This window comes from Arthrobacter sp. 05L421, assembly GCF_056397785.1.
Map to the genome: position 1 here is coordinate 1 of NZ_JBFTOC010000038.1, position 19995 is coordinate 19995.

15 protein-coding genes and 1 pseudogene are annotated in these 19995 nt (G+C 65.0%); 10 read left to right on the plus strand and 6 right to left on the minus strand.

The genetic code is table 11. The features are described 5' to 3' along the window. A pseudogene (locus tag AC1DKQ_RS21830) lies at positions 1-864 on the minus strand (hypothetical protein); the annotation flags it as partial. 919 nt (positions 865-1783) lie between these two features. On the opposite strand from AC1DKQ_RS21830, the gene AC1DKQ_RS21835 reads away from it, so the two are divergent. Together AC1DKQ_RS21835 and AC1DKQ_RS21840 are read left to right on the plus strand one after the other, a co-directional pair. Continuing rightward, positions 1784-3466 carry a hypothetical protein gene (locus AC1DKQ_RS21835; RefSeq protein ID WP_476920204.1) on the plus strand — a complete coding sequence of 561 codons (1683 nt, stop codon included), beginning with the start codon at positions 1784-1786 and terminating at the stop codon, positions 3464-3466. A 232-nt stretch (positions 3467-3698) separates the two neighbouring features. Continuing rightward, positions 3699-4763, plus strand: a complete 1065-nt coding sequence (locus AC1DKQ_RS21840; RefSeq protein WP_476920205.1) for a glycerophosphodiester phosphodiesterase family protein — start codon at positions 3699-3701, stop codon at positions 4761-4763. A gap of 136 nt (positions 4764-4899) precedes the next feature. Here AC1DKQ_RS21840 and AC1DKQ_RS21845 read toward each other — a convergent pair whose 3' ends face one another. Further along, positions 4900-5280: a VOC family protein gene (locus AC1DKQ_RS21845; RefSeq protein WP_476920206.1), complete on the minus strand. Its 381-nt coding sequence runs from the start codon at positions 5278-5280 to the stop codon at positions 4900-4902. A 240-nt stretch (positions 5281-5520) separates the two neighbouring features. Here AC1DKQ_RS21845 and AC1DKQ_RS21850 point away from each other — a divergent pair, with 240 nt between their 5' ends. Continuing rightward, positions 5521-5835 (plus strand): hypothetical protein, encoded by a 315-nt coding sequence (locus tag AC1DKQ_RS21850; RefSeq protein WP_476920207.1) that lies wholly within the window; start codon positions 5521-5523, stop codon positions 5833-5835. 199 nt (positions 5836-6034) lie between these two features. Next, positions 6035-6886, plus strand: a complete 852-nt coding sequence (locus AC1DKQ_RS21855; protein WP_476920208.1) for a sulfurtransferase — start codon at positions 6035-6037, stop codon at positions 6884-6886. Between the two features lie 87 nt (positions 6887-6973). Here the strand turns inward: AC1DKQ_RS21855 and AC1DKQ_RS21860 are convergent, their stop codons facing one another. The 4 genes from AC1DKQ_RS21860 to AC1DKQ_RS21875 form a co-directional block, all read right to left on the minus strand. Further along, complete coding sequence (locus tag AC1DKQ_RS21860; protein WP_476920209.1) at positions 6974-7816, minus strand: anti-sigma factor; 843 nt, start codon at positions 7814-7816, stop codon at positions 6974-6976. Continuing rightward, complete coding sequence (locus tag AC1DKQ_RS21865; RefSeq protein WP_476920210.1) at positions 7803-8375, minus strand: RNA polymerase sigma factor; 573 nt, start codon at positions 8373-8375, stop codon at positions 7803-7805. Before AC1DKQ_RS21865 ends, AC1DKQ_RS21860 begins: the two co-directional genes overlap by 14 nt. Before the next feature lie 182 nt (positions 8376-8557). Further along, the gene (locus AC1DKQ_RS21870) at positions 8558-9274 is read right to left on the minus strand and encodes a DUF4397 domain-containing protein (protein WP_476920211.1); all 717 of its coding nucleotides are present in this window, start codon (positions 9272-9274) and stop codon (positions 8558-8560) included. Between the two features lie 219 nt (positions 9275-9493). Then, positions 9494-10486, minus strand: a complete 993-nt coding sequence (locus AC1DKQ_RS21875) for a squalene cyclase (protein ID WP_476920212.1) — start codon at positions 10484-10486, stop codon at positions 9494-9496. 146 nt (positions 10487-10632) lie between these two features. Between AC1DKQ_RS21875 and AC1DKQ_RS21880 the strand changes: the two genes are divergently transcribed. The 6 genes from AC1DKQ_RS21880 (at position 10633) to AC1DKQ_RS21905 (ending at position 19694) form a co-directional block, all read left to right on the plus strand. Then, positions 10633-11865: a low temperature requirement protein A gene (locus AC1DKQ_RS21880; protein WP_476920213.1), complete on the plus strand. Its 1233-nt coding sequence runs from the start codon at positions 10633-10635 to the stop codon at positions 11863-11865. A 187-nt stretch (positions 11866-12052) separates the two neighbouring features. Further along, a complete protein-coding gene (locus tag AC1DKQ_RS21885) occupies positions 12053-13156 on the plus strand; it encodes an oxidoreductase (RefSeq protein ID WP_476920214.1) in 1104 nt (367 codons plus the stop codon). Positions 13157-13382: 226 nt separating this feature from the next. Continuing rightward, the gene (locus AC1DKQ_RS21890; RefSeq protein WP_476920215.1) at positions 13383-15368 is read left to right on the plus strand and encodes a helix-turn-helix domain-containing protein; all 1986 of its coding nucleotides are present in this window, start codon (positions 13383-13385) and stop codon (positions 15366-15368) included. 167 nt (positions 15369-15535) lie between these two features. Beyond that, on the plus strand, positions 15536-16786 hold the full coding sequence (locus AC1DKQ_RS21895) for an iron-containing alcohol dehydrogenase (protein ID WP_476920216.1): 1251 nt from the start codon (positions 15536-15538) through the stop codon (positions 16784-16786). 19 nt (positions 16787-16805) lie between these two features. After that, positions 16806-18281: an NAD-dependent succinate-semialdehyde dehydrogenase gene (locus AC1DKQ_RS21900; protein ID WP_476920217.1), complete on the plus strand. Its 1476-nt coding sequence runs from the start codon at positions 16806-16808 to the stop codon at positions 18279-18281. A gap of 39 nt (positions 18282-18320) precedes the next feature. Next, entirely contained in the window at positions 18321-19694 is a 1374-nt protein-coding gene (locus AC1DKQ_RS21905) for an MFS transporter (RefSeq protein WP_476920218.1), read from the plus strand. Positions 19695-19995 lie beyond the last annotated feature (301 nt).

A 19995-nucleotide genomic window follows, 5' to 3' on the forward strand; every position in this document is an offset into this window, starting at 1 on the left:
CGCATCCCCCGCGACCGGCTTATAAGTCGCGGCGGTCGCACCGATGATCGCCACACCGTTGGCTTTCCACTGATACGCCAAGGTCACCGGAGCCGGACCCCAAACACCAGGAACCGCGGTCAGGGTCGAACCGACCTGTGCGGTGCCCGCGATGACCGGTGTGCCCGGGGACAGTGAAATGGGTGTGAAAGTAAACGTCCAGGTGGAAGGTGCCTCTGTCGGGAATACGAACCCGTCGTTCGGCTCAGCAACAACAGTGACTGTCCCAATCCCGTCGTGGATACCGGGTCCAATCTCCTCACCGGAAATCGTGTAGCGGACCCCTGAGGCCATAGGAATGGCAAATGTTCCAAAACTTGACCCATCGCCATCTATGAAATCAACAGAATCTGGCGTTACATAGGCCGCATTTATGATGGTGATGGTGCCGACGGACAGGTATCCGCTGTGATTGCTGTTTCCCAGTGAGTCTTCAAGGTATCCCATCATGACGTTCCAGGTTCCGCCTGCGGCACCTTGGGGGATGCTCGCGGAATACTGCCAAACCCCGTCCCGGTTCGTGCCGGAGACGAGGGTGGGGAATGCAAGTCCTCGTTCTTGGCCGGTGGCGGCGTTCTGCAACTTCATGATCGGGGCAGATGTCCCGGTGGCGTCGGTGATGCGCAGACGGGCAATGACGTTGGCGGGTCCATCGGCCAGGTTCGCGCTGGCCGGGGTGACCGAGGAACTGACCAGAACCGGGGCAGCARTGTCTGGCTCCAGCGCGTTGGCGGGACCTACCGAAAGAAAGCCGACGCAGAGGGCGACAGCAGTGATGATAACGACAACCGATGCTGTCGCGGAGGCAAGAAGACGGCTGGACACGATTCCCCCAATAAATCGCCGGATTGATTCTGACGAAACGATACTTGCTAGTTGAGTGTCGCGAGTAACTTGTCCATTTAATTGCTCGGAAGGCGTGCGGATGCAAGGACGATTCGGTGACCAAGATCAACCGGCCCGGCGGCGCCCGGCATTCATTCCTTCCGCGCCGGAGCACCTCATTCGCTAAGCCACGTATGACGATTACCCGGATATCCTCAGGGTGAAGCTGTCCGCGGCGCCCATCCCGGAAGGTGCCACCGGCGGCGCGGTCGTTGACGCGCCTATGGATTCTAAGCATGTGTGGGGATTGCGACCAGGAGAACTGAGGATCGTGATCGCACCACCACACAAGACCATCCCAAGGCCTTCGACCCCGCCCGGCCGGCGCAGTTCCACGACCCTGGGCCTCCAATCGAAGGCGCCGAGGGTCTCGGTTCAGGGCACCGGGCGTTCCGTGCTCTGCCTCGCCCGGATCTAGCCTTACCCGCCGATGCGGGCAGTGGGCCACATAGTCTCCATGAACAACAACGTCGTGCTGTCTCTACTTCAGGACTGGTTCCGGGAAGCTGTCATCCTAACCAAGGGGCCGTCCAGACGGGGAGAGCCTTTACGGACTTCACCCGTGTGCTTTCCTCCGCCTCCGTAAGGATGCGCCGACACGGTCGTCACAATGACGATGGATTATGACTGGGCGTGCCCAGCCCGCCCCTAGCAAAATGGCCTGACAGTTGAATGTTCATGTGTATGATTCACGTGTCTGCGGTTTCTGCAGGCGACACTCTCGCCTTCGCAGGCAACATTTTGGGGGAAATTCATGCGCGTTTTCAATCGTGCCCGGCATTTGACGACCATGATGGTCACTGCCGTCCTGCTGGGAACTTTGGGACTTCTATCCGCCGCCCCGGCACAGGCGTCCGACATGTCTGGACCGGCGCTCGTTAGTAAGTCGGTTACGCCGACAAATCTTAATCTCCACAACGGTCCAGCCACGATCAACGTCACCATTCACCTGGTCGACGCCACGGCTGTGCAATCGCCGACCATGATTGCCAACTGGGTCGACCCGGACCCGTGGGGCTGGGTCTATGGGGGTGGCCAAAGCCAGGGCTTTGGCGGCATGACTCTGGTTTCCGGGACGATGCAGGACGGCATCTGGAAGCACACCATTACCATTCCGCAGGGGGCCGCAACCGGACAGTGGGAGGTGGTGCTTTACCCGCTGCGTGACACTTGGGGAAACAGCTCCAGTTTTTTCCAGACTTTGGCCACCGTCACGATAACCGATGAAGTTCCTCCGACCGCAGTTATCCCGACCGCAGTGACCTTCACAGAAAAGGAAGGCACCAAGGGCGATACCTACACAATCCCGACCAAGTCCGGCGTCGACTACCTCATTGGTGGCAAAGTCATTTCCGCCGCGACGTACCCAGGAACGGGCAAAGTAACCGTAACCGCAAAGGCGCGGACCGGATACATTCTGGCCCCGAATTCCGCCTCTTCCTGGACACTGACTTTTAAGGGTCTTCTGGCCGGATCCACGCCGACTATCTCCGGTAGTGGGCAGGTCGGCTCCACACTCACGGCCAACACCGGCAGTTGGGGCCCTTCCCCGGTCACCCTCGGATACCAGTGGTACCGCGCAGGGGCCGCCATCGCAGGCGCCAACTCAAGCACCTACAATCTGGGCGCCGCCGATGCCGGAAGCACCATCAATGTAAGCGTCACCGGCTCCAAGGCCGGTTATTCGACGGTGACCAAAAATTCGGCACCCACGGCCGCGATTGCCAAGGGCTCGTTTACCGCACCGACACCCACGATCGTCGGCACACCCCAGGTCGCACGGCCGCTCACGGTGGCTCCTGGCAATTGGGCACCGTCGCCGGCATCGCTCCGATACCAGTGGTACCGCGCCGGAGTACTCATCGTGGGAGCCACCGCCGCCACTTACACTCCCACCGCTTCCGACGTCGCGGCGACCTTGAGTGTCAAGGTGACGGGATCCAAATCCGGCTACAGCACGGTCTCCAAATCGTCCGCCCCGACGACAGCTGTCGCTAAGGGTTCACTCACCCGGTCCACTCCTACGGTCACAGGGACCCCCATTGTCGGGACCGCCCTCACGGCCGCCTCCGGAACCTGGGGACCGGGCGCAGTCACCCTCCGATACCAGTGGTACCGCTCCGGGGCCGTCATTACGGGTGCCAACGCCGCCACCTACACTCCTGTGACTGAGGACCTGGGCGCGATTCTCACGGTCAAGGTCACCGGGTCAAAAACCGGATTCACCACATCCTCCCGAACCTCCGCCCCGACAGCGGCCGTGGCTAAGGGATCGCTGATCAGGGCCACGCCAATCATCTCCGGGACGGCAAAGGTCGGGTCCACCCTCACCGCCAACCCCGGCACGTGGGGCCCGGCCCCGGTCACACTCCGGTACCAGTGGTACCGCTCCGGCGTTGCGATCACCGGCGCCAACGCGGTCACCTACAAAATCACGACAACCGAAGCCGCGAAGACCCTCACCATCAAGGTCACCGGGTCCAAGTCCGGTTTCACGACCTTCTCCAAAACCTCCGCCGCGACAGCACCCGTTGCTAGATAGAAGGGCAGCCTGAGATACGGAGCGCTCTCGACACCGTCTGAATGACAACGAAACCCCGCCAGCTACTTTGCTGGCGGGGTTTCGTCAATAAAGTAGCTGACAGTGCCACACCCGCCGACCGAATGTTAACCGCAAGTCCAGCCGCCAGAAGATAACTGTCCACATAGCCTCCCTACGGTGGTCGGGTCGCCGGCGCAGCGCCGGCAACTGTCATCCAGGAGGAACCATTCCCATGCGCGCACCCCTGACTGCCGCGGCCGCCGCCGCGCTCATCGCCGCTCTGGCAAGCCCCGCCGTCGCCGCTTCCACCCCCGAAACCGACTCCGCGCCGTCGTCGAACGCTGCCGCAACAACGGCAGTTAAAACCAATGAGAGCAACGGCTCCTTTGACCTGCAGGCCCACCGGGGCGGACGCGGCCAGTGGACCGAGGAATCCCTGGCCGCGTTCGCAAATTCGCTGAAGCTCGGCGTGTCCACCCTGGAGCTGGACACCCACCTGACCTACGACGGCAAGGTGATCGTCTGGCATGACGACACGATCCAGGCGGACAAGTGCCGCGACACCGCTCCGGCCACGCCCGGCGACACGCAATTCCCCTATGTCGGCGACCGGGTGGCCGAGCTGTCGCTCGCCCAGATCAAGACACTGGACTGCGGGTTCACCCAGTTGAAGGGGTACCCCGAGCAGGACGTGATCGAGGGCAACCGGATTGCGGAGCTCAAGGACGTCTTCAAGCTGGTGCGCGACGCTGGCGCCAAGAAGGTCCGCTTCAACATCGAGACCAAGGTGGAGGACGGCCGGTCCGGCGGCGAGGGCATGGTGGCCCTGACCAAGGCCGTGGTCACAGAGATCTACACCGCCGGCATGGCCGGGCGCAGCACCGTGCAGTCGTTCGACTGGTCCTCGCTGAACCTGACCAAAAAGATCGCCCCGCAGCTGCCGCTCGCCGCCCTGTCCAGCGGCGATGCGTGGCTCGAGGTCGGCAAGCCCGGCGCCAGCCCCAACCTCGGCGGCATCGACATCGACACCTACGGCGGCTCGCTCGCCAAAGCAGCGGCTGCCCAGGGCTACGACGTCATCTCCCCCGCCTTCGCCTCCGTCACCCCCGTCATGATCAAGGAAGCCCATGCCCTCGGCCTGCCGGTCATCCCCTGGACGGTCAACACCACGGCGGACATGAACCGGCTGATGGACCTGGGCGTGGACGGCATCATCAGTGACTACCCCACCCGCCTGCGCACTGTCATGGAAGAGCGCGGACTGAAGCTGCCCAAGGCGTACCCCGCCAAGGGCTGATGCACTGATTTCCAGGGGGCCCGCGCTCCTGGCAGCGAAGCTGAACCGGCTCCCGCCTTGAAGGCGGGGGCCGGTTCCGTCCGGCTTCGTTGCCGCCAGCGATGCTGTGAGCCGTTGACGGGCGTCAGTCTCCGGCCTACGTGCGCTGGGAGATGTTGATGATGTTGCCCTCGCTGTCCAGGAACCAGGCCGCCTTCCCCCAGTTGGCGGTGGCGATGCCGTTCTCCGTCTTCAGGCCGGGAAAATCGTAGTCTTCAAAGACGACGCCGCGGCCTCGCAGTTCTTCCATCTCGCCTTCGAGATTGTCCGTTTCCCAGCCCATCTGGGTGTTCTTGGCGGTCCCGGCATTGTCTGTCTGGTACATGAGGAAGCGGGTTCCTTGGCCGCAGCTGTACATGACGCTGCCCTCCTCCATGGATTCGGAGGGTTCGATTCCCAGCTTGTCCCGGTAGTACTCCTTCGCCCGGTTGATGTCCTTCGCGGGGAGGACAGCCATGATGTTTGAATCCTTGAGCATGATGATTCCCTTCAGTGCGCAGATGACCGCAGCGACGGCGATGCTCCCCCCCGGTTTCGGCCCCCGGAATCCCCATCCGGAGCCCGTGGCCGCCCCTTGCGCCGAGCCGGGGCAGCCACTTGGGACTCTTTTACGCCACGCCACGCATGACCAGCGTGAGGGGTCCCCGAAGTTATGTGGCCATTATGGACCGATACGGTCCCCGCTGAAACAGCCTCGACGTCGAACCCCCATCCCCGCGTGCTGGGGCAGCCACGCCGTCGAACCCCAACAGCGGACCCGGAATCCTCGCTGAACCTAACCAAGAGGGTTCTGGACCTGCGCCGGCAGCAGTGGAAGAACGGAATCTTCACCACGGACGACGGCGGCAGCTCGCGGGTCGAAGCAGGGAACCTTCTGATCTGCGAACGCAACGAGCGCTTCCCCGTCGCCGTCGCGATGGGTAGCGAGCCTGTGAGGCTGCCGCCCGGCACGGTGCTGCTCGCCGCTGCGGCGCCGCTGGCCGAAGACGGACGGCTGCAGCCGAACAACGCGGCCTGGGTGCTAAGGGGCTGAGCCATTCCACCAGTCGGATAGCCGCCCCGGTTTCCGTCGAAATCGTGGACAGCCCATGGCCCGGGAAGAGATCATCTCTGCTACGTTCCTGCAGGTCCAGCGGCCTGTGGTTGCCGGGCATGTTCGGGGCCGCTGCGAGCGTGTATCAATATTTGAGACAAAATGTCCTGAATGGTGGAAGCCTGCCTAGTGTGACTTCATGGACGTGCCCGAGCAGCCCACTCCAATTTCCCCCTTTGTTGATGCTGTGTGGCTTGCAGAGCATAAGGACGAGGTCATCGTCGCAGACGTTCGCTGGTACCTGGACGGCGCCTCCGGCAGGGCCGCGTACGACGGCGGGCACATCCCGGGCGCTATCTTCGTGGACCTCGACGCATGGCTCTCAGGCGACTCCGGACCGCGAGGACTCAACCCGCTTCCCGATCCTGAGGTCTTAGCCCAGGGTATGGCTTCCCTCGGCATTGGCGACCGCTCGGTCGTTGTCGCCTACGATGACGCCGGGGGTGTCATCGCAGCTCGGCTCGTCTGGATGCTACGAGCGCTCGGCAAGCACGCGGCACTGCTCGACGGCGGCATCGCTACTTGGGCGGGCCGGCTCGAAACAACACCGGCGGAACCTTTGCCAGCTAGCTTCACTCCGGCCCCTTGGCCCGTGGACCTCCTCGTGCAGGCTGAGACTCTCAAGGGATGGGCCGGCATCATTGTTGACGCCCGGAACGCCGACCGTTTCGACGGCACCCTCCAAGTCCCCACCGATCCCCAGCCGGGGCGTATCCCCGGCGCGGTGAACGTCCCGTGCCGGGAAAACCTTGATGCCAGCGGGCGCCTGCGCCCGATCGCCGAGGTGCTTGCGGCGTTCGCCCGCGCCGGAATCGAGGATGGCTCCGCCGTCGTCTCCTACTGCGGCTCAGGCATCACCGCATGCCACAACCTCTTGGTCCTCGAATACGCCGGACTCGGCCGCGGTCGCCTCTATCCTGGCGGGTGGTCAGAATACGCGGCTGACCCGAAGCGCCGGGCGGAGCGTGGGATCTCTCCCGTCCTTACCTGACCAGTGCCCAACGAAGCCCTCTGCATCTCCCTGGTCGCTCTTTCCACCGTGGGGTTCGGCGACATCCAGATTCCGCCATGAGCCGAGTCAGGTTTTCGGTTTCAGTGTTCCGCGGGCGATGCTGTCGGCGGAGTGGGCGGGATTCCCGTTGTACGGCTGGTTGGAAATGTCGACCACAGGGTATTGGGCCAGATCGATGCCGGCGGGGATGGTGAAGACGCCGGAGTCATTGGCGAGGACGCCGAGACTGACCATCTTGGAGAGGTCGGCAGAGCCGACCCACACTCCCCGGAAGCCGGAGATGTGGTCGTTGGAGAGCCGGACCGTGAGTCGGCGGGAACCGTCGGGAAGTTGTTGCACCTGCGCATCTCCCCTCCCGGTGTGCGTGGGAAGGGGAGTCAGGGATGTTTGGGCGAGGACGACGGCGGCGGGGACCGACTGGCTGGATGTGGGTGCAGGGGTGCCGGCGCGTTCGAGGACTCCGGCCGCGGTCCAGCCGGCAGCCAAGCCGACGACGATGCCGGCGGCTGCGGCGGTAATCCAGAACCGGGGACGGGCAAGCCGCTTCTTTGCGCCGTGCCGTAGTGGAATCGGGGCAGCCTGTGGTTCGGTGCCGGGCGTGTCAGCTGCGGCAGGACCGGCAGACGGCGCCGATGACATGGAAGGCCCGGCGGCTCGCCGGCTCAGGGGATCCGCCGCGAGCTCCGGGGACAGCCCGAGGGTCTGATGGATGGCGGTCCAGGTCTGGCTGCCGGGCGCCTCGAGTTCAATGTCGGCGAGGTCGAGGGTGACTACGTGCACGGCGTGCTGCAGGCTTCGGAGGGTTTCACGGCACTGCGGGCAGTTGGCGAGGTGGTCCGCGTCGGCGTCTGCGCCCAAGGGCTCGCCAAGGGCCATCAGGCTGAGAAGTTCGGCGTCAAGGTGTTCCATGTTCCACCTCCAGGCGGTTGCGCAAACGGCTAAGGCTGCGCCGGATGTGGCTTTTGACGGTGCCGAGCGGCAGGTTCAGGCGCGCGGAGATCTGGTCGTGGGTCAGGTCTTCGTAGAATGCCAGCCGCATTATTGTCTGTTGTGGATCCCCAAGATGTTCCAGCTCTTCGTCCAGGGTCAGGCGGTCGGCGAGTTCTTCGACACCGCCGGTAGCGGGTCCGGGAGCCGGGTCAGCGACCAAGCGAGTGGCGGCTTGTTCCAGATGATGCTGCCGGGAGCGGGCGGACAAGGCGTCGGAGATGGCATTGCGCGTGATCCCGATAAGCCAGGCCGGCAGCCGTGCCGCCTCGGGGCGATAGCTGGTCCGCGATTTCCAGGCCCGGATGAAGACCTCCTGGGTGACATCGTCGGCCGCGGCACGCTCTCCCACGGATCGCAGCGCCAGCGTGTAGACCAGCGGACTTAGCCTCCGGTAGACCTCGGCGAGGATGCGCTCGTCCCCGCCGGCAAACGCGTAATCGAGGCTGGGGTCCCAATCATGCGCGGCGGCAGCCTCCATGGGGTGCTCCTTCGAGCGGCAACGGGGCTTGTAGAACCATATTATGCCGCTCCCACAAGTGCTCCGCCATGGTCGGTGGCCGCTGTTGTCCGGAGCGTCACTACGCGCGCCTGTCGGCGGGGCCGCCGTCGAAGCGGCCCCACCGGGCTACAGAACGTGATGGCTGCACGAGTCCCAGGAGCTTACTCTTGGTTGCCTTCGTCTCCTTCCGATGACGAGTCCACCACTTGTACGGCGACTTTGAGGTTCTTAGCGGCGAGGCTGCCCCACGCGTACACGATGGTGTTCTTGCCCTCGGCAACCTTGACCTTCGCGGGGCCGATCAGCGGGGCTGTGGTTCCCGCGGCCGCGACCGAGGCGGAGACAGTTCCGGCCTTGAGGGTAAGGGCCTTCTGATGCGGGTTGGTGAGGCCCTTGACGACGGCGGTCTTTCCGGCGAGGACATCGACGGCCGGTGCGGCGGCGACGTGCCGGACGGTCAGCTTGCCCTTTCCATCCGGGCTGGACGACGTGTCATTGGTGAACAGCGTGGCCGTAGGTTTGCCGTTGGCTGTCAGGTGCGCGACCGCCGTGTAGTCCTCCCCTGCTTCCAGGTCGACCGTGACCGGACCAATCACGGGCTTGGCCGCGCTGGTGGCGTTCGCGCCGGTGATAGCAATCTTGTGGTCACCGTCCGGGACATTTAGCGGTCCGGCCAATGTGCCCGGTTTGAAGTTGTCCAGTGCCCGCTTTCCGTCGACCCAAACGTCCACGGTGAGGCCCGGGACGCCGTGCAGGACCGAAAGTTTCGCTGTGCCTTCGTCGCGGTGATGCGAGTTGCCGGCCTGGGCCGGAGCGGCGAAGGTCAGTGCTGCCAGCAGCGTCATCGCTCCGGCAACGGCAGAAAGTGTCTTGCGCATTTCCAACTCCTCGTAGAGGCCCCCCGTGGGGGCTGTAATTGTGCTTACACCTCTACTACCGGCCCAAGCCCGTGCCTGGATGCACCCATACGGAAATTTCTTGGGCCGCCCTGGCCTCCTATCGGATTCGGCTGCCGGGCGCACGGCCTTTGACCGGAACAGCCCCGGTCCGGCACTGGTTCCAGCAAAGGAAGCGCATCATCGCCGCCCTCACCGGGTTCACCTGCGTGGTGGACGCCCGTCCGCCCCGTCCCACCAGTTGAGCAGGCGCGTGGCGTGGAAGGTCAGCCACTTTGACGGTTCGCCTGCCGGTACGTCCGTTTCAAACCAGACCCGGCCGGGATGGCGGCGTTCCTGCACCCACGTCCCGTCCTGTTGCCGGGCGGACCGGACCAGCTCAACGGCGTCGGCGATCCGCGGATCCGGCGCCGCGGCGTCGTGGATAGCCGCCGCCCGGAAATAGTCCGCCGCGTTGAGTGCACTGTAGAACCACCGGAACGGGTAGGCGAAGTGGGCAGCCCACGGCGCCACCACCTCGCCCGTGGAAAGCCTGTAGAGCAGCCTGCGCTCCAGCAGGTACTCCTCGCCGCGACGCCGGGCAGCGCGCAGTTCATCGGAGCCGCCGGTCGCGGCCTCGAAGTACAGCAGACCCTTCAGGGCGTTAATGGTGGAATGAAACGAGGACCTGGAGGAGCCGTTGACCCACTCGCAGTTCCAGCCGCCGTCGGCCATCTGGTGAGCCGGGAACCACCGGGCAAGGCCGGCGACGTCGGCGCCCAGCCAGACGCCGTTTGCCAGCGTGAACGCGTTGATGCAGCAGTCCACCTCGCCGTCCCAGTAGGGCAGGCCCTCGTACTCCCAGCGGCTGTTCGCGGCCAGGAGTTCGGCGCTGCCGGCGAGCGCGTCCGGGCCGAGACCCCATTCGCGCAACGCGTTAAGGGACCACGTCGTGGCGGTGTATGGCTGCCCCGCGTCATCGGCTGCCTCCGGTCCGCCGAAGTCAAAGTCCTTGGGAAAATATGCGCCGCCGGCCCATTGCCCGTCCGGGTCCTGCAGCGCGAGCAGCCGCGCGCCGAACCCCTCGGTGCGGACGCGGGCGCGGGTGGCTTCCCACACGTCAGGCGGCGCGCCGACGAGGTCGCGCTCAACCTGCCAGCGGAGCGCAGGGTCGGAGTCCAGAAGCCACGTCAGCAGAGCGGGGTCTACGGCCATAGCGGGGAGACTACCACGGCGCCGGCGCGCAGCGACGAAGTGTTCACCCAAAGTCGGCCGCGGACGAACTCGTAGGATGCGATGAAATTATGGCCTTCCGTCGTCGTGATCGTTCAGTCAATCAGACGTCTCCGGCGAGACCCCCCTTGACTTCTCTGCTGACCGTCGTCAGTCTTTTCGACAACAGGGGGCGTCCGTCCGCTCCTGAAGCCCCGGGGAGGACACTGATGTTCCGTGCCAGGTCGCTGATGCGTTCCGCGACCTCCGGAGACCGGGTTACGCGCCTTGAGCTGTTCTTCGATCTGGTCTTTGTCTTCGCGCTGTCGCAGCTGTCCCATTATTTGCTTGAGCATCCCTCATGGGTGGGGGCCGGAGAGACATTTGTGCTTCTTCTTGCCGTCTATAAGGTGTGGGTGTACACCACCTGGTCGGCGACATTGCTGGACACTTCGCGGCTTGAGGTGCAGTGGATGCTGTTGATCGTCATGCTTGTCACCCTGTTCATGAACGCCTCAATCGACTCAGCGTTTGGCGCCTTCGGCTGGCTCTTTGCTGCGAGTTATCTCCTGGTCCAACTGGGCCGAGGTGCGTGGATGCTGACTGTCGGACTTGACCGGACCACCCACAACCATTTCGTGCGCACGCTGATCTGGGGGTGTATGAGCGCGCCGTTTTGGATTGCCGGCGCCTTCTTCGGTCCGGGGCCCCGTTTGATGCTCTGGGGTGTCGCTGCCGCGATCGATCTGGGCGGCCATATGCTGGCGCACCGGTTGCCGGGCCGGAAGACCGAAGGAAGCCGGGTCCCGCTCCCGGGAGAGAGGATCTTTGAGCGGTTCGGGTTGTTCTACCTGATCGCGCTCGGCGAGACAATCTTTTCAAGCGGCCTGGCGATAGCGGGCAATCTTGAGGACCCCTTGATACTTCTGACCGGGACCGTAAGTTTGGCCGGAAGCGTCGCGATCTGGTGGTGCTACTTCCACGGCCTCGAGCAGGAGGTTCTGGAGAAGCTTGCTTCTGTCGACGATCAGTTCCGGCCCGGTATTTTGGCGGGCAACACCTTGGTGGTGTTACTGGCGGGCCTGATCCTGGTGGCGGTTGGTGATCAGCTCGTGATCACTGATCCGACCGCCCGCCCCGATCTGGCCACCGTCCTGTTTCTTTTTGGTGGGCCGGCTCTTTTCCTTGCCGCCCGGGGCTTTTTTATTCGACGGGTACTGGGACACCGCCAACCATCTGATCTCGTCGGCATCGCAGCCTTGGCGGTCCTGGCAAACTTGAGCCTTCTCCTCCCGGCCTTCGTTGCCGCCATAGGGGCCGTTCTTCCCCTCATCGGCGTGGCATTTTCCGACGCCGTGAACCGCCGCCGCCGAGCGCTCTGACGGCACGGGGCTGCCCGCCCGCGCTGTCAGATTCGGCCGGGAGCTGGCGGCGGCGGCACAGGCGGCCAGCAGCCGGCGAGACGCCCCGCGGGAAATATCCCCACGCCATGTGTCGTTGGCACCCACGGGAGCAGGTCCCGATGCGGAACCGGCTCCCCTGCATTAGACAAACTTGAAGGAGCTATACATGCCCGATTTCACCCCGCTCTGGTCAACTATTCAGATCGGATCCACCACACTGGCCAATCGAGTCGCCTTGGCGCCCATGACGCGAGTCAGTGCCAGCGAGGAGGGACATGCAACGGAGAGAATGGCCTCCTACTACGAGGCGTTTGCCCGAGGAGGCTTCGGTCTGCTGATCACCGAGGGCATCTATCCGGACACGAGCTACAGCCAGGGCTACCTGTTCCAGCCGGGCATCGCCACCGCAGAACAGGCACAGTCCTGGATCAAGGTGGTGGAGCGCGTCCATGCCGCCGACGCGCGGATATTCGCCCAGCTCATGCATGCCGGGGCACAAGCCCAGGGCAACCGATTCGTGGAGTCATCGGTGGGTCCGTCGGCCATCGCCCCCAAGGGTGAGCAGCTGGCTTTCTACCGCGGAGAAGGGCCCTTCCCGGTTCCTTCGGAAATCACCGCTGCCCAGATGGACGAGGTCCGGCAAGGCTTCGTCACCGCGGCGCTGCACGCCAAGGACGCGGGATTCGACGGCGTCGAGATTCACGGCGCCAACGGCTACCTCCTCGACCAGTTCCTCACCGACTACCTGAACAAGAGGACCGACAACTATGGCGGTTCCCCCGAAAACAGGGTGCGTTTCGCCGTAGAGATCTGCCAGGCAGTCCGCGAGGCCGTCGGCCCGGACATGACCGTGGGGATCCGTATCTCGCAGGCCAAGGTCAGCGACAACGACCACCGGTGGAGCGGAGGCGCGGAGGAAGCAAAGATCATCTTTGCCGCCCTCGGGACCACCGGAATCGACTTCATCCACACCACCGAATACAGGGCCGCCGCTCCGGCGTTCGAGGACGGCCCGGAGTCCCTGGCCACTCTGGCCAAGCGGCACTCCGGAGTAACCGTAATTGCCAACGGCAACCTCGACGACCCGGAAACGGCCGTGTCCCTGCTTCAGGACGGCGCCGCCGACGTCGTCGCTTTGGGCAAGGCCGCCTTGGCCACCCGAGACTGGCCGCGCCGCGTCCGGAACAACGAGGCCTTCGACGAGCTCGACGGCAGCCTGTTCGCTCCGGTCGCGGACGTCAAGGACTGGGAGCTGGAACTGCCCGCATAACGGTGAATTGCAGGGACAGGCCAGGCGGAGATCGCCTGGCCTGTCCTGGTGTAAGCCCGCAGCGGGGCGGGGCCACAACTGGCCTGGATGGTCAGGGCAGAACGGACATGATCCTCACGACCTTGGCGCCCGTCCGCCATCGCCAGCCCGACTGGAACGCGCTGTTCACGCCACCGCGCGCGGCGTCCCCGGCCTGGGACCGCCCTCACCTACTAGCATTGGGTTCATGGGTGCCGATGACAGTTCCGCCGTGCGTAGCGGTGGAGTCCCGTCAGCCGGTATCCCGTCGGGCGATACCAAAGATGCCGGCCAACTCATGGCCATGCTGGACCATGGCGTTTCCGCGGCTGATCTGGAAACCACGCTGTCCGCCTGGCTGGCGGCCGGGGCCATTGACCAGTCCACCGCGGCGGCGGCCCGCCGGTTGAACTCCCGGCTGTGGGAGGCGAGCCGCCGGGAGGGCCTGCTGCGCGTCCTGTACGACACGGCCACGGACCTGACCGGCATACGTGACGTCGAGGCAGTGCTCAAGGCCATCGTCCGGCGCACCCGGTCACTGATCGGCAGCGACATCGCCTACCTGAGCCTGAACGACTACGACACCGGCGAGTCCTACGTCCGGGTGACCGACGGCGCAACCACCGCTCTCTTCCGCAACATCCGCATGCCCCTCGGCGAAGGTGTGCTCGGCGCCGTCGCGACCGGCGAGGCGCCAGCCCAGAGTGCCGACTACCTGATGGACGAGACCAAATCGCATCTGGAGTCAAGCGACACCGCGGTGGCCGCCGAGGGCGTCCGGGCCATTATGGGTGTCCCCCTTCGTGCAGAAGGGAAGGTCATCGGCGCGCTCCTGGTCGCCGACAGGCATGCGCACCAGTTCAGCAGTGACGACGTCGCCTTGATGGAATCCATTGGTACGCACGCGGCCGTCGCGCTGGAAAACGCCCGCTACTTCAGTGAAATGGCCAATGCCCTCGCCCGGCTGGACCTGGCGCAGCAGCAGAATCTGGCCCACATGCGGGCCCTGGAGGAGCTCTCCAGCCTGGACCGGCGGCTCATGGAAACCCTGGCCTCAACCGGCAGCCTTCCGTACCTGCTCAACCTGCTGGCCGAGTCCCTGGGCACGCGTGTCTTCTTAGTCTCTCCCATGGGCGAGCCGCTGGCGGAGCTCGCAGCGGACGCAGACTTCGGGAGCCTCCCGGCCCTGAGCGCCGCCGAAGAATCTGCGGCCAAAAGGGCGGCCGTGCGCTTTGCAATCGAGGGCAAGTTGTACACCGTCATGTCCGCCGTCGCGGGCGACCAGCACCTCGCCTCCCTCATCGTCGCCGAGGAACTCAGCCCGGCCCGGCTCGCGGTCCTGGAACGCAGCGCCCTGGTGCTCAGTGTGTCCCTGCTGCTGGAACGCACCTTCCAGGACGCCCAATACCGGCTGCAGCTCGAACTCATCGATGACCTGCTCAGCCCCCGCGCCGAAAACGCCGCGGCACTTGCCCGCAGGGCCGGGCAGTTCGGCCTGGCAAACCACCTCCAGCTCGTGGTGCGCGTGGTGGGGGTCCCCGACGACCAGCGCCAGCGGGCACTCTCCATACTCAGGCACCGGTCCGAGGGCGCTCCGGGAATCATCGCCCTGCACGAATCACACTTGTGCATCATCGAACCCGTGGAACGGCACGACAACCGCCCGAACGAAGCAGGCGGCGCCGGCCGGATCGGCCAGTCCATCATCGACGAACTGAAACGACGCCGCATCACCGCCACCGTCGGGACGTCCGAACAAGTCACCGGATTTGCCCGGCTGGCCGCCGCGCACACCGAAGCCCACGCCGTCCTCCGTGCCCTGCAGGCCCTCTCGCGCAACGGCGAGGCAGCGGACCGGGCCGCCCTGGGCACCGCCGGAATGTTACTCGGAGCGATGGACAGCCCGTTCGCCGGACAGCTTCTCACCGCACAGCTGGGGCCACTTCTGGGCTACGACGAGCGGCGGGGAACGCAGCTGGTCCTCACCGCGTGGACGTTCCACGAAAACGGCGGCGCCGCCCAGGAAACCGCAGGCTCCCTCCACATCCACCCAAACACCCTGCGGCAACGGCTGGACAGGATCGACGCCCTAATCGGTGCCTCCTGGCGCCGGGGAAGCCGTTCCCTTGACGTCCAAGTGGCGCTGCGCCTGTGGCGGATGAAGACAGCCGGCGTCAGCTCCGCCGGTTCCTGATCTCACCCGCCTGCTTGCCACCAGCTCGAAGGGGCATGGCACCGGCACACATGCGCAGGAGCGATATATGGCGCGAAACCACATGGTGAGGGTCACGTAGCTCTGGAATGCTGAGATCTGCGGCACCTTTGGGGAGCCGCCCATCCCATCCCTAGGAGTTATTCACAATGTCGTGTGCGCATGCAGCGGGTATCCGTCCCGCAACTTTCGGCGTCCTCCGCCTGCCGCGGAGCGTCGTCGTCGGCGCCCAGCAGCGCTTCGCCGTCGCCAATATCGCAGCCGAATTCGGGACCAACGTCCTGGTCTGCACCGATCCGCGGCTGGCCGTCTCAGAGGAACTTCAGGCCCTGGTCCGGAGCCTTGAGGACCGGAACCTGACCGTACGGGTCTACGGGGACACCCAGGCCGAGCTTCCGGTGCCGGGGATCATCGCCTGCGTCGAGGAGCTCAACGGCCAGGAGATCGACGTCATCATCGGTTTTGGCGGCGGCAGCTGCATGGACATGGCGAAGGTCGTCTCCGTGCTGCTCACCCACGGCGGCAAGCCGAGCGACTACTACGGCGAATTCGCCGTTCCCGGCCCCACCAAGCCGGTCATCGCACTGCCCACCACGGCGGGCACAGGGTCCGAAGCGACCGCAATCGCCGTCGTCTCCGATCCTGATCTGGGCATGAAGATGGGCATCTCCAGCCCCCACATCATCCCGTTCGCCGCGGTGTGCGATCCCGAGCTCACCTACTCCTGCCCGCCGTCCCTGACGGCCGCCACCGGTGCTGATACCTTCGTGCACCTGGTGGAGTCCTTCACAGCCATTACCCGGGAGCCGACCTCCACCCTGGCCTCGGAACGGGTCTTCGTCGGCAAGAACATCCTGACGGACTCGATTGCCTTGAACGGCATCGGACTGGTGGGCCGCAGCCTGGTCACCGCCTACAAGGACCCGGAGAACACCGAGGCCCGTGGCGGGATGATGCTCGCGGCGCTCTACGGCGGTGTGGTCCTCAGCAACGCCGGAACCGCCGCGGCGCACGCCATCCAGTACCCGGTAGGCGCACTTACCCACACCCCGCACGGGGTGGGCGTCGGCCTCCTGCTCCCCTACGTCGTCCGCCACAACTTCCAGGCGATCCAGCCGCAGCTGGCGCAGATCGCAGCGGCCCTGGGGCGCGATATCCGCGGGCTCGACGAGCGCGCCGCCGCCGTCGCGGGCGTCGAGGCAATCGACGAGGTCATCGTGGCCATCGAGCTGCCGCCGACGCTGCAGGCCCTTGGCGTGCAGGAAAGCGATCTCGACCAGATCGCCAAACTGTCGTTGAACTCCAAGCGGCTCATCGACAATAACCCCGTGCCGCTTGATCTCGACGCCGTCACCTCCATCGTTCACGCCGCCTACGCCGGCGACCGCACCATCCGCTGATCAGCAATAAGGACCATTGATGACTCTCCTTTCAACCTCTGAACCGCTCGACGTCGACGGGCTGGCGGTGCCCCGCCAGCTGCTGATCGCCGGGAACTGGCGGGACGCCAGCAGCAGTGACACCGTCGAGGTGATCAACCCCTCCGACGCTTCGGTTATCACCGACATCGCCGACGCCGACGTCGAGGACGGGCTCGCCGCCGTCGACGCCGCAGCAGCAGCCCTCCCGGAGTGGGCCGCGACGCCCCCGCGACGTCGCGCCGAAATCCTGAGCCGCTGCTTCGACCTGATGACCGAGCGCAGCGAGCAGATCGCCCACCTCATCTCCCTCGAAAACGGCAAGGCCCTGGCCGACGCCCGCGGAGAAGTGGCGTACGCCGCGGAGTTCTTCCGCTGGTACGCCGAAGAAGCGGTCCGGATCATCGGCGACGTGTCCGTCGCGCCGTCGGGCTCCAACCGGATCTTGGTCCAGCACATGCCGATCGGCGTCTGCGTGCTGATCACCCCCTGGAACTTCCCGGCGGCCATGGCCACCCGGAAGCTGGCACCGGCGCTGGCCGCCGGCTGCACCGCCGTGCTGAAGCCCGCCACGCTCACGCCGCTGACCACCCTGGCGATCGCCCAGCTGATGATCGACGCGGGAGTCCCCGCCGGCGTCGTCAACGTCATTACCACGAGCAAAACCAGCGAGGTCATGACCCCGATCCTTGCGGACCCCCGGGTCCGCAAGCTGTCCTTCACCGGTTCCACCAGCGTCGGACGTCACCTGCTGCGGCAGGCAGCCGACAACGTGCTCAAGTGCTCGATGGAACTGGGCGGCAACGCTCCGTTCCTGGTCTTCGATGACGCGGACCTCGATTTGGCCCTCGACGGCGCCATGATTGCCAAGATGCGCAACGGCGGCCAGGCCTGCACCGCCGCCAACCGGATCTACGTCCAGCGCGGTGTCCACGACGAGTTCGCCCGCCGGCTGGCCGAACGCATGGGCGCCATGCGCGTGGGCCCGGGCACCGACGCCGACACCGAGGTCGGTCCGCTGGTGGACGAGGCCAGCGTCCGCAAAGTCGACTCGCTGGTCCGGGACGCGGTCAGCCAGGGCGCGAGGCTCCTGGCCGGCGGCAAGGCCATCGACGGCGCCGGGTATTACTACCCGCCCACCGTCGTGACCAACGTGCCGCTGCAGGCCCGCATGGTCAGCGAGGAAATCTTCGGGCCGGTGGCCTCGGTCATCCCCTTCGACACCGAAGAGGAAGTCATCGCCGCCGCCAACGATTCCGAGTACGGTCTCGCAGCCTACGTGTTCACCGAGGACCTTCGCCGCGGGCTCAGAGTCTCCGAACGCATCGAAAGCGGCATGGTGGCCCTCAACCGGGGACTCGTGTCCGACCCCGCAGCACCGTTCGGCGGAGTCAAGCAGAGCGGCCTGGGCCGCGAAGGTGCCCACCAGGGCCTGCTGGACTTCACCGAAACCAAATACATCGCCCTCGACTGGTAGCCCGCGGCTCCCTTTGTTTCCATCCGAAAGAAAAGACCAATGACGATCTCTAATACCAAAGCCAAGACGAAGTCGCCCTGGCGCGTTCCGGCTGCCAGCTTCATCGGCACCACCATCGAGTGGTACGACTACTACATCTTCGGTTTGCTCGCCGCCACGGGAGTCTTCAGCCGCCTGTACTTCCCAGAGCAGGATCCGGCCACCGGTCTGCTGATGGCGTTTGTCACCTACGCGGTAGGTTTCGTTGCCCGTCCGTTCGGCGGCATGTTCGCCGGCCACTTCGGGGACAAGATCGGCCGCAAGCCCATGCTGGTGCTCTCCCTGCTCATCATGGGCATCGCCACCCTGGCCATGGGTCTGCTTCCCACCTACGCGCAGATCGGAGTCTGGGCTCCCATCCTGCTGACGGTGCTGCGCCTGCTGCAGGGCTTCGGCGCCGGAGCGGAATGGGCCGGCGCGGCCGTCATCTCCATCGAACACGCCCCTGCAGGACGCAGCGGATTCTTCGGAAGCTTCACCCAGATGGGCGTCCCGGCAGGCATGCTGCTGGCCAACTCCAGCGTCCTGGCCGTCAAGGCCGCCGTCCCGGCGGAGGTCTTCGAGGCCTGGGCCTGGCGCCTTCCGTTCCTGCTCAGCGTGATCCTGATCGTCACTGGCATGGTGGTCCGCACCAAGCTTGAAGACTCGAACGACTTCAAGGAACTCGTGGCGACCAACCAGACCTCGAAGAAGCCGCTGGGCGAGGCCATGAAGAAGGAAACCAAGGGGATCTGGCTTGTTGTCGGCATGCGCCTGGCAGAGAACTCCGCGTTCTACCTGTACTCGACGTTCTCGGTGGTCTACATCATGAAGACGTTTGGAGCCGAGCGCGCCAACCAGGGCACGATGTCCGTTCTGATTGCCTCGGGCATCGGCGTCATTGCCGTCCCGCTGTGGGCGATCCTCTCGGACAAGATCGGGCGCAAGCCGCTGTACCTGTTCGGTTCCATTGGCGGACTCCTGTTCTTCCCGCTCTACTTCGTCATGACGGACACCGGCAGCGCGCTGTTGGCAACGCTCGCCATCATCATCGGGCTCGCCGTCTTCCACAACTCGATGTACGGCCCGCAGGCGGCCTTCTTTGCGGAACTGTTCTCCACCAAGCTGCGCTACAGCGGCGCGTCCATGGGTTACCAGTTCGGCTCGGTCCTGGCAGGCGGCATCGCGCCTCTTGTCGCCGTGGCGCTCCTCACCGCCGGCAACGGCAAGCCGGGCTGGGTGATCCTGTACTTCAGCATCATCGGCGTCATCACCGTCGTCGCAACCCTGCTCGCACCCGAAACGCTCGAAAAGCTGGACCGCCGGATTACCGCCGCCCAGGAGCTGGACGAGAAAAACGCAGCGATCGCACAGGAGCGCGTCAGCGCTAACTGACACTCCCTGAAATAAAGCGGGCGCCGTCCGGGTCGAAGGTAGACCTGGGCGGCGCCCGTCTTTCTGCGCCTGATCCGCCCGCAATTATGCGTTGCCGGAAAGTGCCGCCCCAAACAACACAACGCGGGGTCACTTAGCGCCCATAAATGCCCGGCAAAGTCATATGGTCGTAGCAACGCTCTGATTGATGGAGCGTTTTATGGTCAAGCTGTTTCCTCCGAATACCCGCACCGACTTCGTTGACATGGTGTGTGGCGGGATGTCGATACTCGCCGCGGCCCGGCGTGTCGGGGTCATGCAT

What these genes read in the sequence shown, in the direction of transcription:
- AC1DKQ_RS21865 (WP_476920210.1), bottom strand. Translation starts at nt 8,375, where the DNA reads ATGGAGGCTGCCGCCGCGCATGATTGGGACCCCAGCCTCGATTACGCG.
- AC1DKQ_RS21870 (WP_476920211.1), bottom strand. Translation starts at nt 9,274, where the DNA reads ATGCGCAAGACACTTTCTGCCGTTGCCGGAGCGATGACGCTGCTGGCA.
- AC1DKQ_RS21875 (WP_476920212.1), bottom strand. Translation starts at nt 10,486, where the DNA reads ATGGCCGTAGACCCCGCTCTGCTGACGTGGCTTCTGGACTCCGACCCT.
- AC1DKQ_RS21860 (WP_476920209.1), bottom strand. Translation starts at nt 7,816, where the DNA reads ATGGAACACCTTGACGCCGAACTTCTCAGCCTGATGGCCCTTGGCGAG.
- AC1DKQ_RS21890 (WP_476920215.1), top strand. Translation starts at nt 13,383, where the DNA reads ATGGGTGCCGATGACAGTTCCGCCGTGCGTAGCGGTGGAGTCCCGTCA.
- AC1DKQ_RS21840 (WP_476920205.1), top strand. Translation starts at nt 3,699, where the DNA reads ATGCGCGCACCCCTGACTGCCGCGGCCGCCGCCGCGCTCATCGCCGCT.
- AC1DKQ_RS21905 (WP_476920218.1), top strand. Translation starts at nt 18,321, where the DNA reads ATGACGATCTCTAATACCAAAGCCAAGACGAAGTCGCCCTGGCGCGTT.
- AC1DKQ_RS21845 (WP_476920206.1), bottom strand. Translation starts at nt 5,280, where the DNA reads ATGCTCAAGGATTCAAACATCATGGCTGTCCTCCCCGCGAAGGACATC.
- AC1DKQ_RS21855 (WP_476920208.1), top strand. Translation starts at nt 6,035, where the DNA reads ATGGACGTGCCCGAGCAGCCCACTCCAATTTCCCCCTTTGTTGATGCT.
- AC1DKQ_RS21885 (WP_476920214.1), top strand. Translation starts at nt 12,053, where the DNA reads ATGCCCGATTTCACCCCGCTCTGGTCAACTATTCAGATCGGATCCACC.
- AC1DKQ_RS21900 (WP_476920217.1), top strand. Translation starts at nt 16,806, where the DNA reads ATGACTCTCCTTTCAACCTCTGAACCGCTCGACGTCGACGGGCTGGCG.
- AC1DKQ_RS21895 (WP_476920216.1), top strand. Translation starts at nt 15,536, where the DNA reads ATGTCGTGTGCGCATGCAGCGGGTATCCGTCCCGCAACTTTCGGCGTC.
- AC1DKQ_RS21835 (WP_476920204.1), top strand. Translation starts at nt 1,784, where the DNA reads ATGTCTGGACCGGCGCTCGTTAGTAAGTCGGTTACGCCGACAAATCTT.